Origin of the sequence: Pseudomonas sp. SED1 (assembly GCF_034044025.1) — a bacterium.
GTDB lineage: Bacteria > Pseudomonadota > Gammaproteobacteria > Pseudomonadales > Pseudomonadaceae > Aquipseudomonas.
In genome coordinates this window covers 18262-35908 of the sequence record NZ_JAXCIS010000230.1, presented here as the reverse complement: position 1 = coordinate 35908, position 17647 = coordinate 18262, and the positions used below count along the sequence as shown (strand labels likewise).

The window sequence follows — 17647 nt, the reverse complement described above, 5'->3', positions numbered from 1 at the left end:
CTGGAAATCGACACCACTGCTCCGGGTTCCCCTGGCACACCGCAGATCGAGTCGATCACCGATGACGTGGGTGCAATTCAAGACCCGCTGAACGATGGCGACAGCACTGACGACACCACACCAACCCTGCATGGCAGTGGTTTGGAGTTGGGCGATGTTGTTGAAGTCTTTGATCGTGGCCTGCTGATCGGTAGTGCCGATGTACGTGCGGATGGCACCTGGAGCTTTACGCCAACCACGCCATTGAACGACGGCGACTACATATTCACGATTGTGGCTAAGGACCCAGCGGGTAACCGTAGCGGCGAGTCTGACCCTTGGAACATCATCGTGGATACCACGCCACCAGGTTTCCCTGGTGTGCCGCAGATCGAGTCGATTACCGACAACGTAGGTGCGATTCAAGACCCTCTGAACGACGGCGACAGCACTGACGACACAACGCCAACCTTGCATGGCAGTGGTTTGGAGTTGGGCGATGTTGTTGAAGTCTTCGATCGTGGCGTGTCGATCGGTAGTGCCGATGTGCTCGCGGATGGCACATGGAGTTTCACGCCGACCGTGCCATTGGCCGAGGGTGACCACGCCTTCACAATTGTGGCCCAAGACCCGGCAGGTAACCGCAGCTCAGAGTCCAGTACGTGGAACATCAACATCGACACCTCCGCGCCTACAGCAACGGCGGTGGTAACGTCGATGAGCAAAGACACCGGTGAAGACATCGGTGACTTCGCAACCAACGACGGAACAGCAGGGCGTTTGGTTCACGGCACCCTGACCGCCGCCTTGGCGATGGGCGAGCGTGTTCAAGTTTCGACCGACGATGGGGTTACTTGGCTGGATGCCTTGCTCAATGGCGATGGCACCTGGAGCTTTATCGACCATAACAGCCACGCTGGCGACTGGGAGATTTTGACCCGTGTCATAGACCGGGTGGGTAATGCAAGTACGTCGAGTCAAGTTGTCGAGTTGGACGTTATAGCGCCGACTCCTCCCATCGGTATTGTTAGCGCAGTAGGTTCGGATAATAGCTTCGTCATTGATATCACCGGCAGCACTGCGGAAGTTGGCGATACCCTGCATCTGATTTGGGGTGAGCACACTGTTGAACATGTACTGACGAATGCGGACTTGGCGACACCTGCCAGTGTATCGGTCGTGTTTGGTGAACTTACCAGCCCGTTCCCAACTGGCATGCCTGTAGTGGGGATGATTGACAGTGCAGGTAATGTCTCTCAATACCTGAAAAGCACCACGACATCCGACAATCTTCTGACAACAGACTTTGAGGGACTTTCGTCATCGACTGGTGCTTATGATTCAAAGACTGATTTGGGAACTTTTACTGTTTGGTGGAGTGGAGCGGGCGGTTATCTTCCTAGCAAAATGGGGGTCGCTGAGGCTGGCGAGGTTTTGTGGGCCGGTAATAACACCACTAGTTATACAGTTGAATCTACAGGTTTAGCGTTTCATAGAAATGCACGTTTCATTCTGAATGACGGAGATACTGCAAATAGTGTGTCATTTTCCGTGGCTACAGAGACCCTGTTTTCTGTTGTCTTTTTTAATCGGGATGGATCAACTTCTGCTGTGAATAGCATTACGCCTCCAACTAGTGGTGAGCTGCATGACTATACGGTTGTACCGCCAGACGGTAAGGACTTCTATATGGTGTCAATCAACAATCAAATGGGTTATCTATTTTTAGATGACCTGTCGTTTGACACTGTCACCAGCGGCTATGAGTTAATCGATCCCGAGACCAATCAAACTGTGCTCGACTCAAGTGATGCATATTACGGCGGGGCCGCAGACAACGTGTTCTCCATCGCTGATGTTGCAGTACTGGATGACGTTTCAAGCGGTATTCACGGCGGCGAAGGCGTTGACACCATCACGCTGACCGGTGCCAACCAGGTACTCGACTTTACCGCGCTGGGCGAAAAGCTCACTTCGATTGAAGTGGTTGACTTGACCGGTGCTGGCAACAACACCTTGAACCTATCACTCGCCGATGTACTTGAGCACGGTGAAACCAACCTGTTCCACGAGAGTGGCAAAGTGCAAATGATGGTCAAGGGTAACGCTGGTGATGTGGTCAACCTTGACGACCAACTGGGCAGCATGGACCCGGGTGATTGGGCAGCCGCTGGGCAAGTCACCGTTGCCGGTGCGGTCTACGAGGTTTACCAACATTCGAACCTTGACGCCGAGTTGCTTGTACAACAAGGGGTCACCACAAACCTGGTTTAAGCCTGTAGCAGCGCCGTACACACGGCGTTTGCTCTCCCATTATTTGCCTAAAGCCTGGGCGGTGTTATGTGCCGGTCACGCTGGAGTTACGACTATGTTTAATCGATACAAGACTATGACGGTCGCGCTGTCGGGTGCGCTCTTTTTTGCGGCACTGCCGTTGAGCGCAAACGCTGCGTCGGCAAACACCGTGTTTGGCGATACTTACCAGCCCGTGGCGCCGGTGCCTGCCGACCAGGTGCAAGTGGTGTACTACCGCACCAACAGTTCGGCAGACGCAGCGGGTTCGGCCCACGTATACGTTGACAAGGAGTTTCATGCTGGCCTGCTTCCCAACGGTTTCAGCGCGTTCTGCTTACGCCCTGGTATCCATAGCATCAGCGCTTACCTGAACGACTCGCCGTTGTACCAGGGCAAGCAATCGGAGCTGTACAATGCCGAGCTGCAGGGCGGCACCACATATTTCATGCGAGTCAGTGCCAACAACATCCCGCAGGCGGTAGAGCGAGCCGAAGCCGAGCGTGAGCTGGCAGGAAGCCGTGTCCAGAAGCATGCCTTGTCGCGTGCGTCCCAGGTAGAGGCATGCAACTACCTGCCGGTCGCCGCTGCGCCTGTGTATAAGGACTACAACTTGTCGGGTGACGTGCTGTTTGCGTTCGGCAAGTCGGACTTCCGTGACATCACCCGCACCGGGCATGTGGCGATCCAGAAACTGGCGGTCGAGTTGCAACGCGACCACGCCGAGGTCAGGCAGATTCAGGTAGTGGGCCACACCGATCCAATAGGTAAGGGCTCGGTTAACTATCTGCTGGGCCTTAAGCGCGCACAAACCGTGAGTCAGTTGTTGGTCGATGCGGGTATGCCGTCCAACAGGCTCACCGCCAGCAGCGCCGGCAGCAGCGACCCTGTGGTTGAGCACTGCTCGGGCAACCGTGCCGCGCAGGTGGCGTGCAACGCGCCTAACCGTCGTGTGCAGGTACGGGTTGACGTGACGCCTGTCGCGCAATAACCCGCTGACAATCAGCGCCCCGGTACGCTTGGGGCGCTGGTTTCTATTCCCTCTCATACGTTGCCGACCGGGTTCCCGGTGCGGGTGGTGGCTTTATGAATTCATTCAACTTCAACCGAAGCGCAATCGGCGGCGTCATGCTGCTTGTACTGTCGGTCGGGCCGCTTCTGGCCGCGTCGCCCGAACGTGTGCCTGGCAGGGTGTTTGCCCAGCATTTTCAACCGGTGCCGCCAGTCGGCGTCGATCAGGTTCAGGTGGTGTATTACCGGCAACTGGAAGGCGTGCAACGGCGTGGCGCGGCTCATGTGTATGTCGACCGCGAATTTCATACCGGCCTGCTGCCAGGTGGTTTCACGCGTTTTTGCCTGGCACCGGGGGTGCACACCTTGGGTGCCTACCTAGGTGATGCGCCGCATTACCTGGGTAAACGCACTGACCTCTACCAGGCGTCGTTGCAAGGCGGCGTCACCTACTACCTGAAAGTACGCGAGGATGGCGCGACCTTCCCGCAACCGGTCAAGCGTGACGAGGCCGAACAGCAGCTGCGCAATACGCGCGCGCAGGCCCACGCCTTGTCGCGGGCGAGTGCGGTGGAAGCGTGTCGGTATTTCGACTTCATTCAAGATGAAAGCCGCTTCAAGGACTACCAACTGTCCAGTGATGTGCTGTTTGCTTATGGTCGCGGTGATTACGCGGATATTTCCAACGCCGGCCGCAAGGCTATCAGCGCGTGGATGGCTGAGTTGCAGCGCGACGATGCGCAGATCAAACACATCCATGTGCAAGGCCACACCGACCCACTCGGTGAAGAAGCGCGCAACCAACTGCTGGGCCTGCAACGGGCCGAGAGTCTGCGCCGCCTACTGGTCGAGCAAGGCTTACCAGAGTCGATCATCAGTACTGACAGCTCGGGCAACCGTGAGCCTCGGGTGCACAGCTGCTACGGGCCGATGGCACAGCAGATCGCCTGCTATGCGCCGAACCGCCGCGTCGAATTGCGCGTGGAGTTGAGCCACAAACAGCCCTAAGCGTGTTGATTGTTTGCCCCGCCGTCTATGCAGGTAGACCTGCGGGGCTTTTTTTAGTCTTTCCCCTCCTCAAGTAGGCCGGGTTTTCTCGACCCTCTGTCAAATCTGCTTTTGGGACAGGTCCTGTTCAGGCTTGTCATTGATTCCAGCAAAATTCCTACAGTTCTTCATAGGCCTCTTTGGCCTCTGCAAGAGAGATTGCCGCCAGGCAGTCCCCATTGGTTTTCGCCTCGCGGCCGTCATCCAGGATTTTTCAAATGACTAGCAGCATGCCTCTCAATTCAAGCCTGGAGGCGCAGCCTGACGTTGCGCCCCAGACCAGTATCCAGGACACGCTATTGCGCAGTGTTGCGTGGATCTGTGACCATTATGGGCTGGGTAAATCCGCACAAGCCCTGACCGCCGGTTTGCCTACCAGCGGCATGCTTTCGCCGTCGCTGGCCATGGCCGCACTCGCCAATTCGGGCCTGAGCGCCGGATTGATCGATCGCCGGCTGCAAGCGCTGCCAAGCCAACTGATGCCCGTCCTGCTGCTGCGCAAAGAGCAGGGCGGTTGCATCCTGTTGGGCCGCCGGCCCGACCCAGATGCCGAAAACAAGCGTGACTGCCGCTACCAGGTGATCCTCACAGAAATAAGCGACCAGCCCGTGGACCTCGACCAGGCCGAAATGGACGCCATGTACACCGGCTTCGCGATCCTGGTCAAACCGCTGGCGAAGGTCGATACCCGTGCCGGCGAAGAGACGCCTCGCAGCCAGGGGCATTGGTTGTTCAGTACGTTGTGGAACTACCGACGCTATTACCGCAGCGCCGCCATCGGTGCCGTATTGATCAACGTCCTGGCCTTGGCCAGCATCTTTTTCACCATGAACGTGTATGACCGCGTGGTCCCCAACCAGGCCTACGTGACCTTGTGGTCGCTGGGCATCGGGGTTGCGATCGCCATGACCTTCGAAGCGATAGCGCGGTATGTGCGCGCGCATTTGCTAGACACCGCAGGTAAGAAAGCCGACCTGATCCTGGGTACGATGCTGTTTCGCCAGGCGCTGTCGATCCAGATGGAGCACAAACCGGCGTCCTCCGGCTCGTTCGCCAACCAATTGCGCGAGTTTGAATCGGTGCGCGATTTCGCCACGTCGGCGACTCTGGCGGCGATTTCCGATTTGCCGTTTGTGTTGATGTTTGTCGCGGTGATCTTCGTCATCGGTGGCCCGCTGGGGTACATCCCGCTGGCCCTGATTCCGCTGATCCTGATCATCAGCGTGGGCCTGCAATGGCCGCTGGCGCGCACCATGCAAGAGAACTTGCGCGAGTCTTCGCTCAAGCAGGGCGTGTTGATCGAATCAGTGGAAGGCCTGGAAACCCTTAAGGCAGTCGGCGGTGAAGCGTATATGCAGCGACGCTGGGAGAACTTTAGCGCGCTGGCCGCGAACACGTCATTGAAATCGCGCAAGTTGTCCAACGCTGCCACGGGGGCAGTGGCGTTTTTGCAACAGCTGCAAACGGTCGCGCTGATCATCACCGGGGTTTACCTGATTGATGCGGGTGACCTGACCATGGGCGCGCTGATTGCTACCGTGATGCTTGCCGGCCGCGCCACGGCGCCGCTCGGTCAAGTTGTGGGCCTGGCGGTACGTTTCCAGCAGGCAAAAGCCGCCTTGCAATCGCTGAACAAGCTGATGGAAATGCCGGTCGACCGCGACCCGACGCGCGAGTATCTGCCCAAGCCGGACCTGACCGGGCAACTGTCGCTCAAGAACGTGGGTTTCGCTTATCCAGCACCGCCGATGCAGCCTAATCCTCCGGTGTTGCAGGGCATCAACCTAACCATCAAGGCGGGCGAGCGTGTGGCGATTCTTGGACGAGTCGGCAGCGGAAAATCCACCTTGTTGCGGGTCATGGGGCGTCTGTATCTCCCCGAGAAGGGCCAGATGTTCAGCGATGGCCTGGACGTCAATCAAATCGACCCCGCCGATTGGCGCCGAGCGGTGGGCTATGTCGGCCAGGATGCCCGACTGTTTTATGGCTCGCTCCGCGAGAACGTGATGATCGGTCGCCCAGAGGCCACCGCTGATGAGTTTCTGCGGGTGCTGCGCTTGACCGGCCTGGACCGTGTTGCAGCCAATCATCCGAAGGGCATCAACCTGCCAATTGGCGAGATGGGTGAAGGCCTGTCGGGTGGCCAGCGTCAACTGGTTTCCCTGGCCCGCAGCCTGCTGGCACGTCCAAAATTGCTGCTGCTCGATGAGCCGACCAGCGCTATGGATTCGCAAACCGAAATGCTTTTTCTGGACCATCTCAAGCGAGCCACTGAAGGCCAGTCGATGGTGGTGGTGACCCATCGACCATCCCTGCTGGGCCTGGTGGACCGCATCATTGTGGTGGATGACGGCAAGGTCGTGGCCGACGGCCCTAAAGACCAGATACTGGCGGCGCTCAATGGCAACGCCAAGCCTGGGGCGTCGGGCGAAATCAAGCCGAAGATCAAAGTGGGCGCGCCACGACCGGTCGCTGCGCCGTCTGTACATTCTTCTGCCCCGAGAGGCACCGTTGCGCCACAGGCCAGCGTCGCCGAGACCCCAACTTCGCAAGAGACTGGACAACAATGATCGGCAAATTTTTCCAACGCGGTGCGGCCAAGGACGCATTGCGACCTGGCGACGCAGCGTTCATGAATGACGTTCAGGAGTCACTGCTGACCCAGACGACCCCAGGCTCAAAACTGGTCCTGTATCTCATCGGTACGGTGTTGGTGGGTGGTTTGGTATGGGCTCATTTTGCCCGTGTTGAAGAGATCACGCAGGGCGAAGCGACGATTATTTCCCTGAGTCGCGAGCAGGTGATTCAAAGCCTAGAAGGCGGGATTCTGTCGGAGATGAACGTGCGTGAAGGTGCGGTTGTAGAGAAGGGCGACGTGCTGCTCAAGATTGACCCAACTCGTGCCCAGTCCAGCTACCGCGAAGCCTATTCCAAGGTGATCGGCTTGCGCGCCAGCATCACTCGCTTGCGCTCCGAGGCGTATCAACAGCCGCTGGTGTTTGACGAGATGGTGATGCAGGACCCGGGCGTGGTGAACCAGGAAACCAAGGCGTACAACGCCCGCAAGCGTGCCTTGAACGAGAGTGTCAGCGCGCTTGAGCGTAGCCACGGTTTGTCGATGCGCGAGATTCGCCTGGCCGAGCCGTTGGCCGCCAAGGGCTTGATGTCCGAGGTCGAATTGCTGCGCATGCGGCGTCAGGCCAACGATATCAAATCGCAAATTGTCGAACGCATTAACAAGTTCCAGGCCGACGCCAACTCCGAGCTGAGCAAGATGGAGATGGAGCTGTCGCAGACCAATGAAAACCTGGTGGGCCGCGCCGACATCGTTGATCGCACCACCATCACGGCACCGGTACGCGGCACGGTGAAGAACGTGCGGGTGAATACCATCGGCGGTGTGATTCAGCCGGGCGAGCACATTCTGGAAATCGTACCGCTGGAAGAACAACTGCTGGTGGAGGGCAAGATCCGCCCCTCCGACGTGGCATTTCTGCACCCGGGTCTTCCGGCCACAGTGAAGATCACCGCCTATGACTATGCGATTTATGGCGGCTTGAAAGGCACCGTGGAACACATCAGCCCGGACACCTTGAAGGACGATAAAAAGGCCGCTGCCGGCCGCCCCGATGACACCTATTACCGGGTTCAGGTACTGACCGACAGCAGTGTGCTGGAAGCCGGTGGCAAGCGACTGCCGATCATTCCTGGGATGGTTGCATCTGTGGAAATCCGTACTGGCGAAAAAACCATTCTTGATTACTTGCTCAAGCCTGTACTCAAGGCACGTGAAGCGTTCCGGGAGCGGTGAGCATGAGCAGGCATTTAAATCCAATTAACGCGGGTGCTGCTTGTTCGCCCCAGGCGATGTCGAGCGGCACGACACTGACGTTGTTATCTGTATGTTTGTCGGCGTACCTGTACTCGACCAGTGCGCACGCCGATGACGAAGAACTGTTGATGTTTACTCGGGCCGCAACGCCCGCCGCTGCGCCGGTGGTGGTGCCAACGCCGGCACTGGTGCCAGCGCCGAAAACGGTACTAATAGCGCCGCCCGTAGCGGCCCCGGTGATGGTTCAGGTACCCGTGCCGGTTGCGCCAACAGTAGTTGCGACGCCGACGCCCGTTCCGACGCCGAGAGCCGTTCGGACTCCGGCTCCGGCTCCGACCCTGGCGCCGCGCACGGCGGAGGTGCAGGCGGTGTTCCAGCCAGTGGCGCCAAGCCAGACACCTATCGGTCGGCCAGCAGTGACGGCCATTGCGCCAGCGCCAAATGCCAGTGTGGCCCCAAGCGTTGTGCCTGCTCCGTTGCCAGGGGTGTCGGCCGTCGCATTGGCGGCGCTGCCCGAGCGCCTCGCTGCTCGCAGCGGCACCTCGGTGGCAGGACCTTCAGAGTTGGAGCTGCGCGAAATATTTTTCCGTACCGTACAGGCTGCCGAAGCCCGCAGCCCGCAGATGCAACGCACCCGGGCCGAATATGGCGCGGCGCAGGCCGATATTGACGAAGCCAAGGGCCAACGCTGGCCGCAACTGGATATCGGTTCGCAAACCCAATCGGCCAAGTTCGGCAAGGGCAAGGAGAATGAAAGCGGGAGCACCGCCGGGGTCAACATCGGTATCACCACCATGGTGTACGACTGGGGTCGCACCAGCAAAACCGTGAGTATGCGTGAATACCTTGCCAAGGCTGCCGAGTCGGGCGTCGAAGCGCAGATGGAGTCCACCGCTTTCGACGTGGTGGCAACCATGATTGAGCTGGGCAAGCAGCGCATCATTATCGACGTCAGCCAGCAGTTCGAAAACCGTATGAATGAACTGGTGAAAATGCTCGCCGGCGTCGTTGCGGTGGACAAGGGCCGCAGCAGCGAGCTGACTCAGGCCAAAGCGCGCCTGCTGCAAGCCCGCGCGTCTCGCGATAACGCCGAGCGTCAAGCCAGAGATGCAGAAATCAACCTGAGTAAGTTGGTGGGTGATCGTCCGGTAATGATCCCGCGTACCAAAGAATGGAATATTCGTTTGGCCAACCTCGACACCTTGCTCATGGGCGTTGACGATCATCCAACGTTAGCGCAATCCAGGGCAACTGCCGAATCGGCCGAGTTGCAGGCAAAAGTGGTACGCGCTTCGTCGCTGCCGCAGCTGAACTGGGTGATCAACAAGTCCACCTCGGAAGATACCCTGGGCCGTGAGCAACCCTGGCAAACCTCGCTGGCAGTGACCTGGGGGGCGTTCCGCGGTGGCTCGACTCGCGCCGCCGAACGCGCAGCCTTGCAACGTGCTGCGGCGAGTCATCAGGACACCGAGCAGCAGCGTCTCGATTTGGAATACCGCATCCGTACTGCCAACCATGACGCCCGCACCTTGCTGGAGCGCGCCGAGTTGTACCGCGACCTGTCCGTAGAGTCGGATCGCATTCGCAAGGCGTTTTATGAGCAGTGGTACCACTTAGGCAAGCGCACCTTGCTCGATGTGCTGACGGCAGAAAACGAGCACTACGGCAATCAGGTCAGTGAAGTCACCAGCCGTTTTGACGGGTATCAGGCGATTTTCCGCCAGTACGCCGGCGCCGGGACCTTGATGCAATGGCTATCAGGCGCACCGCGCTGACGCGTGTTTTTTAGAGGAATTATCTATGACTATCAGCAGTTCGAAAGCCACACAGATTGATGGCCACGGTTTCGAGATTTTTAACACGAGTTACCACGGCAAGAATCTTCAGGTGGTGTTGGTGTGGAGTCTGGGTGGTATCGAGGCGAGCTTTCCGCCGGGTACGGCGATCAGTCACATGCTCTACATCAACGAAGAAAACTCGATCGTCGATGATGTTACGAAAGCACTGGACGTTGCCGATCCTGGCGATTGTTTGATGTTGCTGTGCGCCAATCACGTAGTGTCTTCGGGTGTGCGCAGCTTTCTGCGACCCGTGGCGTAGGTCTGTGCGTGTCTGGCACAGATGATGTGCCTGCGGCCCTGTGTTGCAGATCCCCGGGCCTGCTTAATATCACTTCAGTGTTTACATTCAACTGAAGAAGGAATCATCCCATGCAGCTTTTTACCCATCGATTCATGACCGCTTGTGTGTTTTCTAGCCTAGTTGCCAGCGGCAGCGCCATGGCAAATGAGCACCCGACCATCCGCGCCATGTCCGGTGCCGAGCAGATCAAACAACTGCCCAATAACAAGACTGCGTTGCTGGTTATCGACTTCCAGAACGAATACTTCACCGGCAAGATGCCTATCCCGGATGGCGCCGCTGCACTGGCAAAAACCCAGGAACTGATCAGGTTTGCCGACAGCAACAAAATGCCGGTCTATTACGTGCAGCACGTCGCACCGGCCGGTTCGGCGGTGTTCGCGATCGACGGTGAGACAGTGAAGCTCCACAAGGACATGCAGCCGCGCGCCAAGGATGTGGTACTGCAGAAGAGCACCGTCAGCGTGTTCGGCAGCACCGACTTGAACGACCAACTGAAAAAAGCTGGTATCGATACAGTAATCATCAGCGGCCTGATGACCCACGCTTGCGTGGCGGGTGCCGCACGTGACGCCGCCCCACTGGGCTACAATGTCCTGGTGGCCTCCGATGCATCGGCGACCCGTACCATTACACGCTTCAATGGTCAGACCGTTGATAAGGACTCCCTACACAAGTCTGCCCTGGCAGAAGTTGAGGACACTTTCGGCGACGTCATGACCACCGAGCAAATCATCAAGCTGCCAATACGTTGACCATGAGATGAATCAGCTACACGCCATGCGTACCTTCTGCTGCATCGTCGAGTCGCAGGGATTTTCGGCCGCGGCAGAGCGGCTGGGCACCGTGCACTCGTCGGTGTCACGCCAATTGAAGCACTTGGAAACGGCGCTGGGCGTGCGGTTGATTCATCGCAATACCCGTCGGTTGAGCCTGACCGAAGCCGGAGAGCAATACTACGCAGCCTGCGTGGATATTCTCCAACGCATCGACAGTGCTGCCCTGGCGGTGACCCACCAGCAAGATCGACCGTCGGGGTTGTTGCGCATCAGCGCCCCGTTGGTCACTGGTACCCTGGAACTGGCCAACTGGCTTCCCGCGTTCCAACTGCGCTTTCCCGAGGTGCAGATTGACCTATCGTGCTCCGACCCTTTTGTTGACTTGATTGCCGAGCGTTTCGATGTGGCATTGCGTATTTGCGGGCCGCTGGAAGACAGCAGCCTGGTGGCGCGCCTGTTGCACGTCTCGCCCATGGTATTGGTGGCGTCTGGCGCCTATGTGCAACGAAGGGGGTTACCACGCAGCGCGCCGGATCTGATGGTGCATCAACTTCTGGCGTATGCATCGAAAAGCCCTTGGCTGTTGCAGTCTGAAAAGGGCGAAGCGTTTGCAGTTGCTCCTGGTTCCGGCTTTCGCACTGACACCATCACCGCGTTATATGCCGCAGCACTTTCGGGTTCCGGTATTGCAGCGTTCACTCAGGCCACGGTGCAGGCGGATCTAATGGCGGGTCGACTGGTGCGCATCCTGCCAGAGTACACCTTGGGCACACGTCATTACTACGCACTCTATCCTCACGCACAGCTTCTACCGGCCAAGGTTCGCGTCTTTGTGGAATTCATGACGCAGCACTACCGCGCCGAATAAACCTCGAATACCCTCACTGATCTTGACTCTCGCAGAGTATCGCGGCGCTGATTCCAGGCTATTTACGTCTCGATAAAGCGGACTGCCTCAATTGCTTTAAAAGCGTTTGGCCGCCACGTAGTTCTTATTCCAGTAGACGTTTTTAAGCGAGTCGATGCGTATTGATTTGCCGCTGCTTGGGGCATGAATAAAGCGGTTACCACCGATATAAACGCCCACATGGTTCACCAATTTTCGCCCGTTATGCTTGAAGAACACCGCATCGCCAGGCTTCAGTTGGGTGCGTGCAACCTTGGTGCCTTTGTGCTGCATCATCGATACCGTGGTGCGCGGCAATTGGATGCCGGCCTCGCTGCGAAACAGATACACCATCAGCCCGCTACAATCGAAGCCGCCGCTCACAGAACTGCCGCCCCAGCGATACGGGGTGCCGATCAGTTGATGAGCACGGCCGACGATCTTGTCGACGGGTAAGGATTTTTTACTGGCCGGCTGGGTGACGACGCTGGCATGGGAGCGCTTTTTTTCGGCCGCGAACGTAATGTCGGCCAAGGCGAAGTGAGCGCACAGGCAGCTCAGAGCTACAAGTGATTTAAGCGGGAACACAGTCAATACTCGGGTAACAGTTAAAGGGAAGTGTTTATTGCCTGCGTACGCTTGATCTGCAGGTTTAGGTTGCCGGGCTTACCTCCCGGCACCGTCGCGGCAGTAATACGCAGGCGAGAACCCCGCTCAATCCGCGTGATATCTGGCGGTTTGTGCGTCGAGTTCTTGCAGGGATTTCGCGAGCTTTTGCTTGCGCTTGTTGATCTTTTCAGCGTCGCCCGATTGCATGGCCTCGTTCAAATCTACCTCGCGCTCGCTGACTTCCTTCCTTGCTTTATCAGTTTTTTCCAGACGTTTTTTGTTCAGGCTTGCGTCTGTGCAGTAGGTCGTGACTTGTTTCAACGCGGTTTCCAGGCCTGCCTGCTGATGAGTTTTGCCGGCACTGCGCGCCTGCTCGAGTTGGGCACTGATTGCGTTTTGCTTGGCCATGCAGCCTGCGTTGTTTTGCGCGGCGTCACTGGCAAACACTGGCGTCGCGACGAGGCCGAAGAACGCCATGATTGCGGCAGCAATTTTGGGAGTCATGTCACTGTCCTTTCTCAAGTGCGCGGTCTAGGAGGTGTCGCGCAGTCGTGCAAAGGTAGCGAACGTTGGGGGGGGGCTGAATGAGACCTGTCTTGGTTCTGTAGCGAAAGGCAAAAACAAGACAAGTCTTAGATCGAAGGACATGCCTGACTTCTAGGATCTTGAGCTTCAAACACAAAAAGACGAGCCCACACGATGAAAAAGCTACTACCGTGTCTATTGATAGGCGCGATGACCAGCGCGTCCGCTTTTGCCGACAACTTCTATGGTGCTCTGCGCTTGCAAAGCGCTGACCAGCGATTGGCCCGCGCCGATCTCACCAGCCCTCGGATTGACTCGCGCATTAGCAGTCCCTCGCGTGACGCTGACCTGAGTGGCGCCATGTCCATTGGTTATGCGTTCACCGGTGGCTGGCGATTGGAGGGGGAGTACACAATTAACAAGGACTCGAAGTTCGACAGCTACTGGTCACCGTTCGATGCCAACGTAAACCGTATGGAGGTCTCGTCTGAGCGCTTTATGGTCAACGGCTTCAAGGACTTTGCGGTGACCGATGACGTCTCTTTCTACCTGATGGCTGGGCTGGGCGTGGCGCGTATTCGTTCCGAGGGTTACCAGACCAGTGCTGATCGACGCTTTGCCAACTATACCCAGAACAACTTCGCCTACAGTATGGGGTTGGGCATGGACTACAAATTTGATAAAAAAATTACCCTGGGCGGCGGCTATCGCTATGTGAACATGGGCAATATTGAGACCGGCCATAATACGTTTATCAACCGCATCAATGCCCGTGACGAGCAACTGAAAGGCAAGTTGTTTGAACAGAATCTGTTCCTGGAAGCCCGCGTCGCGCTTTAGTTTTTTGAGACAAGTCTCAAAGACTTGACGGTGCCGCTGCACAATAATGACGGCGCCGCAGGGATGGGGCACCTACGAGTTGTTTTACTAAAGGGCCTGCTGATTAGCAGGCCCTTTTTTTGTGTTGCCGGGTAGGTCGGCCTGTTGGCTGCTGACTATCGAGACGTGTCCCATGGAAGCATTTCACCGCGTTCAGGAAACTGATCCGCTTCAACTCCAATCCGAGCGATCCGATGTCCACTTTCCCCTTGCGAGTCCTGGTGTGTAAAGGCAAACACTTGCCAGATGATAGCGCTGTCAGGATGTTGCATCAGTTGGGCTGCAGCCACGTGTTGCTTGCCGACAGCGGCGAAAAGGCTATTGCTCTGCTCAAGGACTTCGGGCCGGTGGATGTCGCCTTGATCGATGTGCAAATGGTAGGCATCGATTGTCTGGATTTTATTCAGGCCGTTGGGTACGCGGGCTGTGTAGAGTCGGTCATCATCAGTAACGCGCACTCACCTGAGCTGAGTTGGGTGCTAGGTGAAATTATTGCGTTGCAAGGTCTGAAGCTATTAGGCGAAGTGAACGCTGATTTCGACGTTCAGGCACTGGCGACATTGCTCAGCGTACATTCGTGCGAAGCTTCCAATAGGCCTTCACCCACGCAGGGGAATGACGTAGCGGCAGATCAGGAAATTCGCCATGCGCTGGCCGACCTGCAGTTTTGCACCTGGTTTCAGCCCAAGTTCAACCTCCTTACGGGTAGCATTTACGGTGTCGAGGCGCTGGTGCGCTGGCATCATCCGGTTCAGGGCATCCTGTCACCGGCAGATTTTCTTCCAACTCTGGAGCGTCTTGGGCTTTTGGACAACTTGTTGTTAATTCAATTGCAGAGTGGTTTGGAGATGCAGCAGCGTGCGCGTTTGATTGGGCATGAACTGAAAGTGGCTTTTAACGTAGAGGCGGCTCAATTAGCCTGCGAGCGTTTTTCAGTGAAGGTCAAGCAGGTGCTGCAACGCTTTAACAGCGCGGGCAATGGCCTGATGTTCGAACTGACTGAGCGTACTGAACTGCAAACCTCCACAGCCACGCTGAACAATCTCGTACGCCTGCGGATGATGGGGTGTGAGTTGGCGATTGACGATTTTGGCTCGGGGTTTTCGTCGTTGCAACGCTTGTGCGAGTTGCCGTTTACCGAAATCAAGCTCGACCGCAGTTTCACGCGCAGGTTTCTCGAGGAGCCTCGCAGTAGAGTTGCCATCATCCATACGTTGGCATTGGGCAAAATGCTCGACATCCGCGTGGTGATCGAGGGCATTGAAACCCCGGCTCAGCGTGACGCGCTGGTCATGCTCGGCGCCGACTCGGGGCAGGGGTATCTGTGTGCACCTGCACTACTGGAAGAGCAATTGCTGGAGATGCTCGACCGCGGCAGCGCTTTCAAGGGAAACCGCTTCAACGTGATTCAAACCTGCGCGTGTTGATCGTTTTGCTCGCGCGCCGGTGAGCTGCAGGCAGCCTTGACTCACATGGTTTGGCGCCCATCAACGCGTTAGCGATGAGTATCTTTTTAGTCTTTCCAGACAAGTCTTAAATTCTTGCGAGGTACGCACTTATAAAGTGAGCGTTCATCAGGGATGGGGCGCTTACGATGTCCCTTAGTTTAGGAGCCTAATGATGCAGCAGGCCCTTTTTTTCGTAGGAGCTATTTCTAAGTGTGCCCTGTCAAGGCGTCTGATTTCCTCAGAAACCGGCCGGCCCACATTCCTCTTTGGAGTCATCGAATGCCTACTTCTCTGTTACGAGCAATAACCGTGAGGACCGCTCGTCATGGTGACTAAATCCTTACGCATCCTGGTCGTTGACGCCTGCCCTATGCAGCGCAAATTCATCGAGAAACTGTTCAACCGCCTGGGCTACTTCGGTATTTTCACCACCGATTGTGTCGCGGAGGCGTGGACGCTTAATCAATACAACGCTCAGCCGTTTGATCTATTGATCATGAACGTCAAGTTACTGGGCCATCCCCGTACCTTTTCACTGACTAATCCTGGTGCAGCATCCGTCAAGCAGATGCTGGTGTACGGGCTGCATGGTGGGCCGCGCGACACGGTAATCGCACAGAGCGAAAGCTCGGCCATGGAGTGGGTGCTGGGCCTGCCTGAGTTCTGGCGCGTCGCTGAGTTTATGCAGACGTTCGAGCAGCGGCAGAGTTTGAGCATGAGGTATGACGAGGTGGGTTGACTGAAGTGCCAGGGGATAGCTGCTGTCGATGAGACGTGCTTAGTCGACACGTACTCAGCAAGACGCGTAGGGATGAATGAGTACTTATGGATTGAATCGCCCTCAGTTTTCCAGACACATCCAAGGTCTGCAATTGGACCAGAGTGTGTAAAAACGCTTTCGCAAACGCTTGCTATGATTTCTGAGGATTTCATCGCAGGGATCGCCCATGAAGCGCTTTATCCAAGGTGAACATCGAGGCCAAGAAACCTTCCTTCCCGCAAGCCTCGACGATTACGTCACGGATGCCAATCCTGTGCGCGTAGTCGACAACTTTGTCGACGAACTGGACCTGGTCAAACTAGGTTTCGAGGGCGCCCTACCTGCTGATACAGGCCGACCGGCTTACCATCCCTCGGTCCTACTGAAGATCTACATCTACGGCTATCTGAACCGCATTTCATCGAGCCGGCGTCTTGAACGAGAAGCCCAACGCAACGTCGAGCTGATGTGGCTGACCGGGCGTTTGTTGCCCGATTTCAAGACCATTACCAACTTCCGAAAAGACAACAGCAAGGCCATCCGAGGTGTCTGCCGCCAGTTCGTGGTGCTGTGCCAACAGCTAGGACTGTTCGAAGAAAATCTGGTCGCCATCGGCGGCAGTAAATTCAAGGCCGTCAATAACAGCGACCGCAATATCACCAGCGCCAAGCTGAAACGACGGATGGAAGAAATTGAATCAAGTATCAATCGGTACCTGACTGCGCTCGACGAAACCGATCGTTAAGAACCCTCGGTCGCCCAGCCCAAGGCTGCTCGTCTGCAAGAGACAATCGACAAGCTCAAAGCTCAGATGAAAGAGGTGCAGGTCATTGAAATTCAGCTCAACGAATCACCGGATAAACAGGTCTCACTTACCGATCCAGACGCCCGTTCCATGATGACGCGTGGCACTGGAGTCGTCGGTTACAACGTGCAGACAGCGGTGGATACGCAGCACCATTTGATCGTTGCACATGAGGTGACCAACGTCGGTTCCGACCGCGATCAACTCAGCTCGATGGCCAAGCAGGCCCGCGAGGCGATGGCGTCAGATAAGTTGTCGGTAGTGGCTGACAGAGGTTACTTCAAAAGCGAACAAATCCTGGCTTGTCACGATGCAGGCAACACAGCCTATGTGCCCAAGCCGATGACCTCTGGAGCCAAGGCTGACGGTAATCGTCCGGCCAAGTCACCTACCGAACTCCAGCATTAAGGGCGATGGTGTCCGCGTATTTTTAAGCGAACGCGATCACCCTTATCGCTAGGATTTCCATGCGCCAACATAGCTCTTATCCCAAACCGTTCAAAGTCTAGGTCGTCCAGAAAGCGCAATGCGGCAAGGTGTGATTGCGGGACGCTTACCGTCGATAAGCGGAAAATCCAAAATAGTGGTTGCGCGGCCATTTTCGGTTAATATTTTCTGAGTGTTCGGCGCAAATTTTAAGAAAATCTTGGCGC

At 56.7% G+C, this 17647-nt stretch carries 14 protein-coding genes and 1 pseudogene; 13 read left to right on the top strand and 2 right to left on the bottom strand.

Going from position 1 to position 17647, the window contains the following annotated elements; all coding sequences use genetic code 11:
* From SNL23_RS29615 to SNL23_RS29575, 9 genes are all read left to right on the top strand, one after another.
* A partial coding sequence (locus tag SNL23_RS29615) for an Ig-like domain-containing protein (RefSeq protein WP_318304522.1) occupies positions 1–2253 on the top strand: 2253 nt, incomplete at its 5' end.
* A 94-nt stretch (positions 2254–2347) separates the two neighbouring features.
* Positions 2348–3262 carry an OmpA family protein gene (locus SNL23_RS29610; protein WP_318304521.1) on the top strand — a complete coding sequence of 305 codons (915 nt, stop codon included), beginning with the start codon at positions 2348–2350 and terminating at the stop codon, positions 3260–3262.
* Between the two features lie 95 nt (positions 3263–3357).
* Positions 3358–4290: an OmpA family protein gene (locus SNL23_RS29605; protein WP_318304520.1), complete on the top strand. Its 933-nt coding sequence runs from the start codon at positions 3358–3360 to the stop codon at positions 4288–4290.
* A gap of 257 nt (positions 4291–4547) precedes the next feature.
* On the top strand, positions 4548–6899 hold the full coding sequence (locus SNL23_RS29600) for a type I secretion system permease/ATPase (protein WP_318304519.1): 2352 nt from the start codon (positions 4548–4550) through the stop codon (positions 6897–6899).
* Positions 6896–8140: an HlyD family type I secretion periplasmic adaptor subunit gene (locus tag SNL23_RS29595; RefSeq protein WP_318304518.1), complete on the top strand. Its 1245-nt coding sequence runs from the start codon at positions 6896–6898 to the stop codon at positions 8138–8140. Before SNL23_RS29600 ends, SNL23_RS29595 begins: the two co-directional genes overlap by 4 nt.
* A gap of 2 nt (positions 8141–8142) precedes the next feature.
* Complete coding sequence (locus SNL23_RS29590; protein ID WP_318304517.1) at positions 8143–9936, top strand: TolC family protein; 1794 nt, start codon at positions 8143–8145, stop codon at positions 9934–9936.
* Between the two features lie 25 nt (positions 9937–9961).
* Positions 9962–10261: a hypothetical protein gene (locus SNL23_RS29585; protein ID WP_318304516.1), complete on the top strand. Its 300-nt coding sequence runs from the start codon at positions 9962–9964 to the stop codon at positions 10259–10261.
* A gap of 110 nt (positions 10262–10371) precedes the next feature.
* A complete protein-coding gene (locus SNL23_RS29580) occupies positions 10372–11058 on the top strand; it encodes a cysteine hydrolase family protein (RefSeq protein ID WP_318304515.1) in 687 nt (228 codons plus the stop codon).
* Between the two features lie 7 nt (positions 11059–11065).
* Entirely contained in the window at positions 11066–11950 is an 885-nt protein-coding gene (locus SNL23_RS29575; protein ID WP_318304514.1) for a LysR family transcriptional regulator, read from the top strand.
* Positions 11951–12046: 96 nt separating this feature from the next.
* Here SNL23_RS29575 and SNL23_RS29570 read toward each other — a convergent pair whose 3' ends face one another.
* Both SNL23_RS29570 and SNL23_RS29565 read right to left on the bottom strand, forming a co-directional pair.
* Complete coding sequence (locus SNL23_RS29570; protein WP_318304513.1) at positions 12047–12502, bottom strand: C40 family peptidase; 456 nt, start codon at positions 12500–12502, stop codon at positions 12047–12049.
* A 180-nt stretch (positions 12503–12682) separates the two neighbouring features.
* Positions 12683–13081 carry a DUF1090 domain-containing protein gene (locus SNL23_RS29565; protein WP_318304512.1) on the bottom strand — a complete coding sequence of 133 codons (399 nt, stop codon included), beginning with the start codon at positions 13079–13081 and terminating at the stop codon, positions 12683–12685.
* A 195-nt stretch (positions 13082–13276) separates the two neighbouring features.
* Between SNL23_RS29565 and SNL23_RS29560 the strand changes: the two genes are divergently transcribed.
* From SNL23_RS29560 to SNL23_RS29545, 4 genes and pseudogenes are all read left to right on the top strand, one after another.
* The gene (locus SNL23_RS29560) at positions 13277–13942 is read left to right on the top strand and encodes an outer membrane protein (RefSeq protein ID WP_318304511.1); all 666 of its coding nucleotides are present in this window, start codon (positions 13277–13279) and stop codon (positions 13940–13942) included.
* Between the two features lie 233 nt (positions 13943–14175).
* The gene (locus SNL23_RS29555) at positions 14176–15408 is read left to right on the top strand and encodes an EAL domain-containing response regulator (RefSeq protein WP_318304510.1); all 1233 of its coding nucleotides are present in this window, start codon (positions 14176–14178) and stop codon (positions 15406–15408) included.
* Between the two features lie 346 nt (positions 15409–15754).
* The gene (locus SNL23_RS29550) at positions 15755–16168 is read left to right on the top strand and encodes a response regulator (RefSeq protein ID WP_318304508.1); all 414 of its coding nucleotides are present in this window, start codon (positions 15755–15757) and stop codon (positions 16166–16168) included.
* A gap of 208 nt (positions 16169–16376) precedes the next feature.
* Positions 16377–17363 (top strand): annotated as a pseudogene (locus SNL23_RS29545) (IS1182 family transposase); the annotation flags it as partial.
* Positions 17364–17647: the final 284 nt, after the last annotated feature.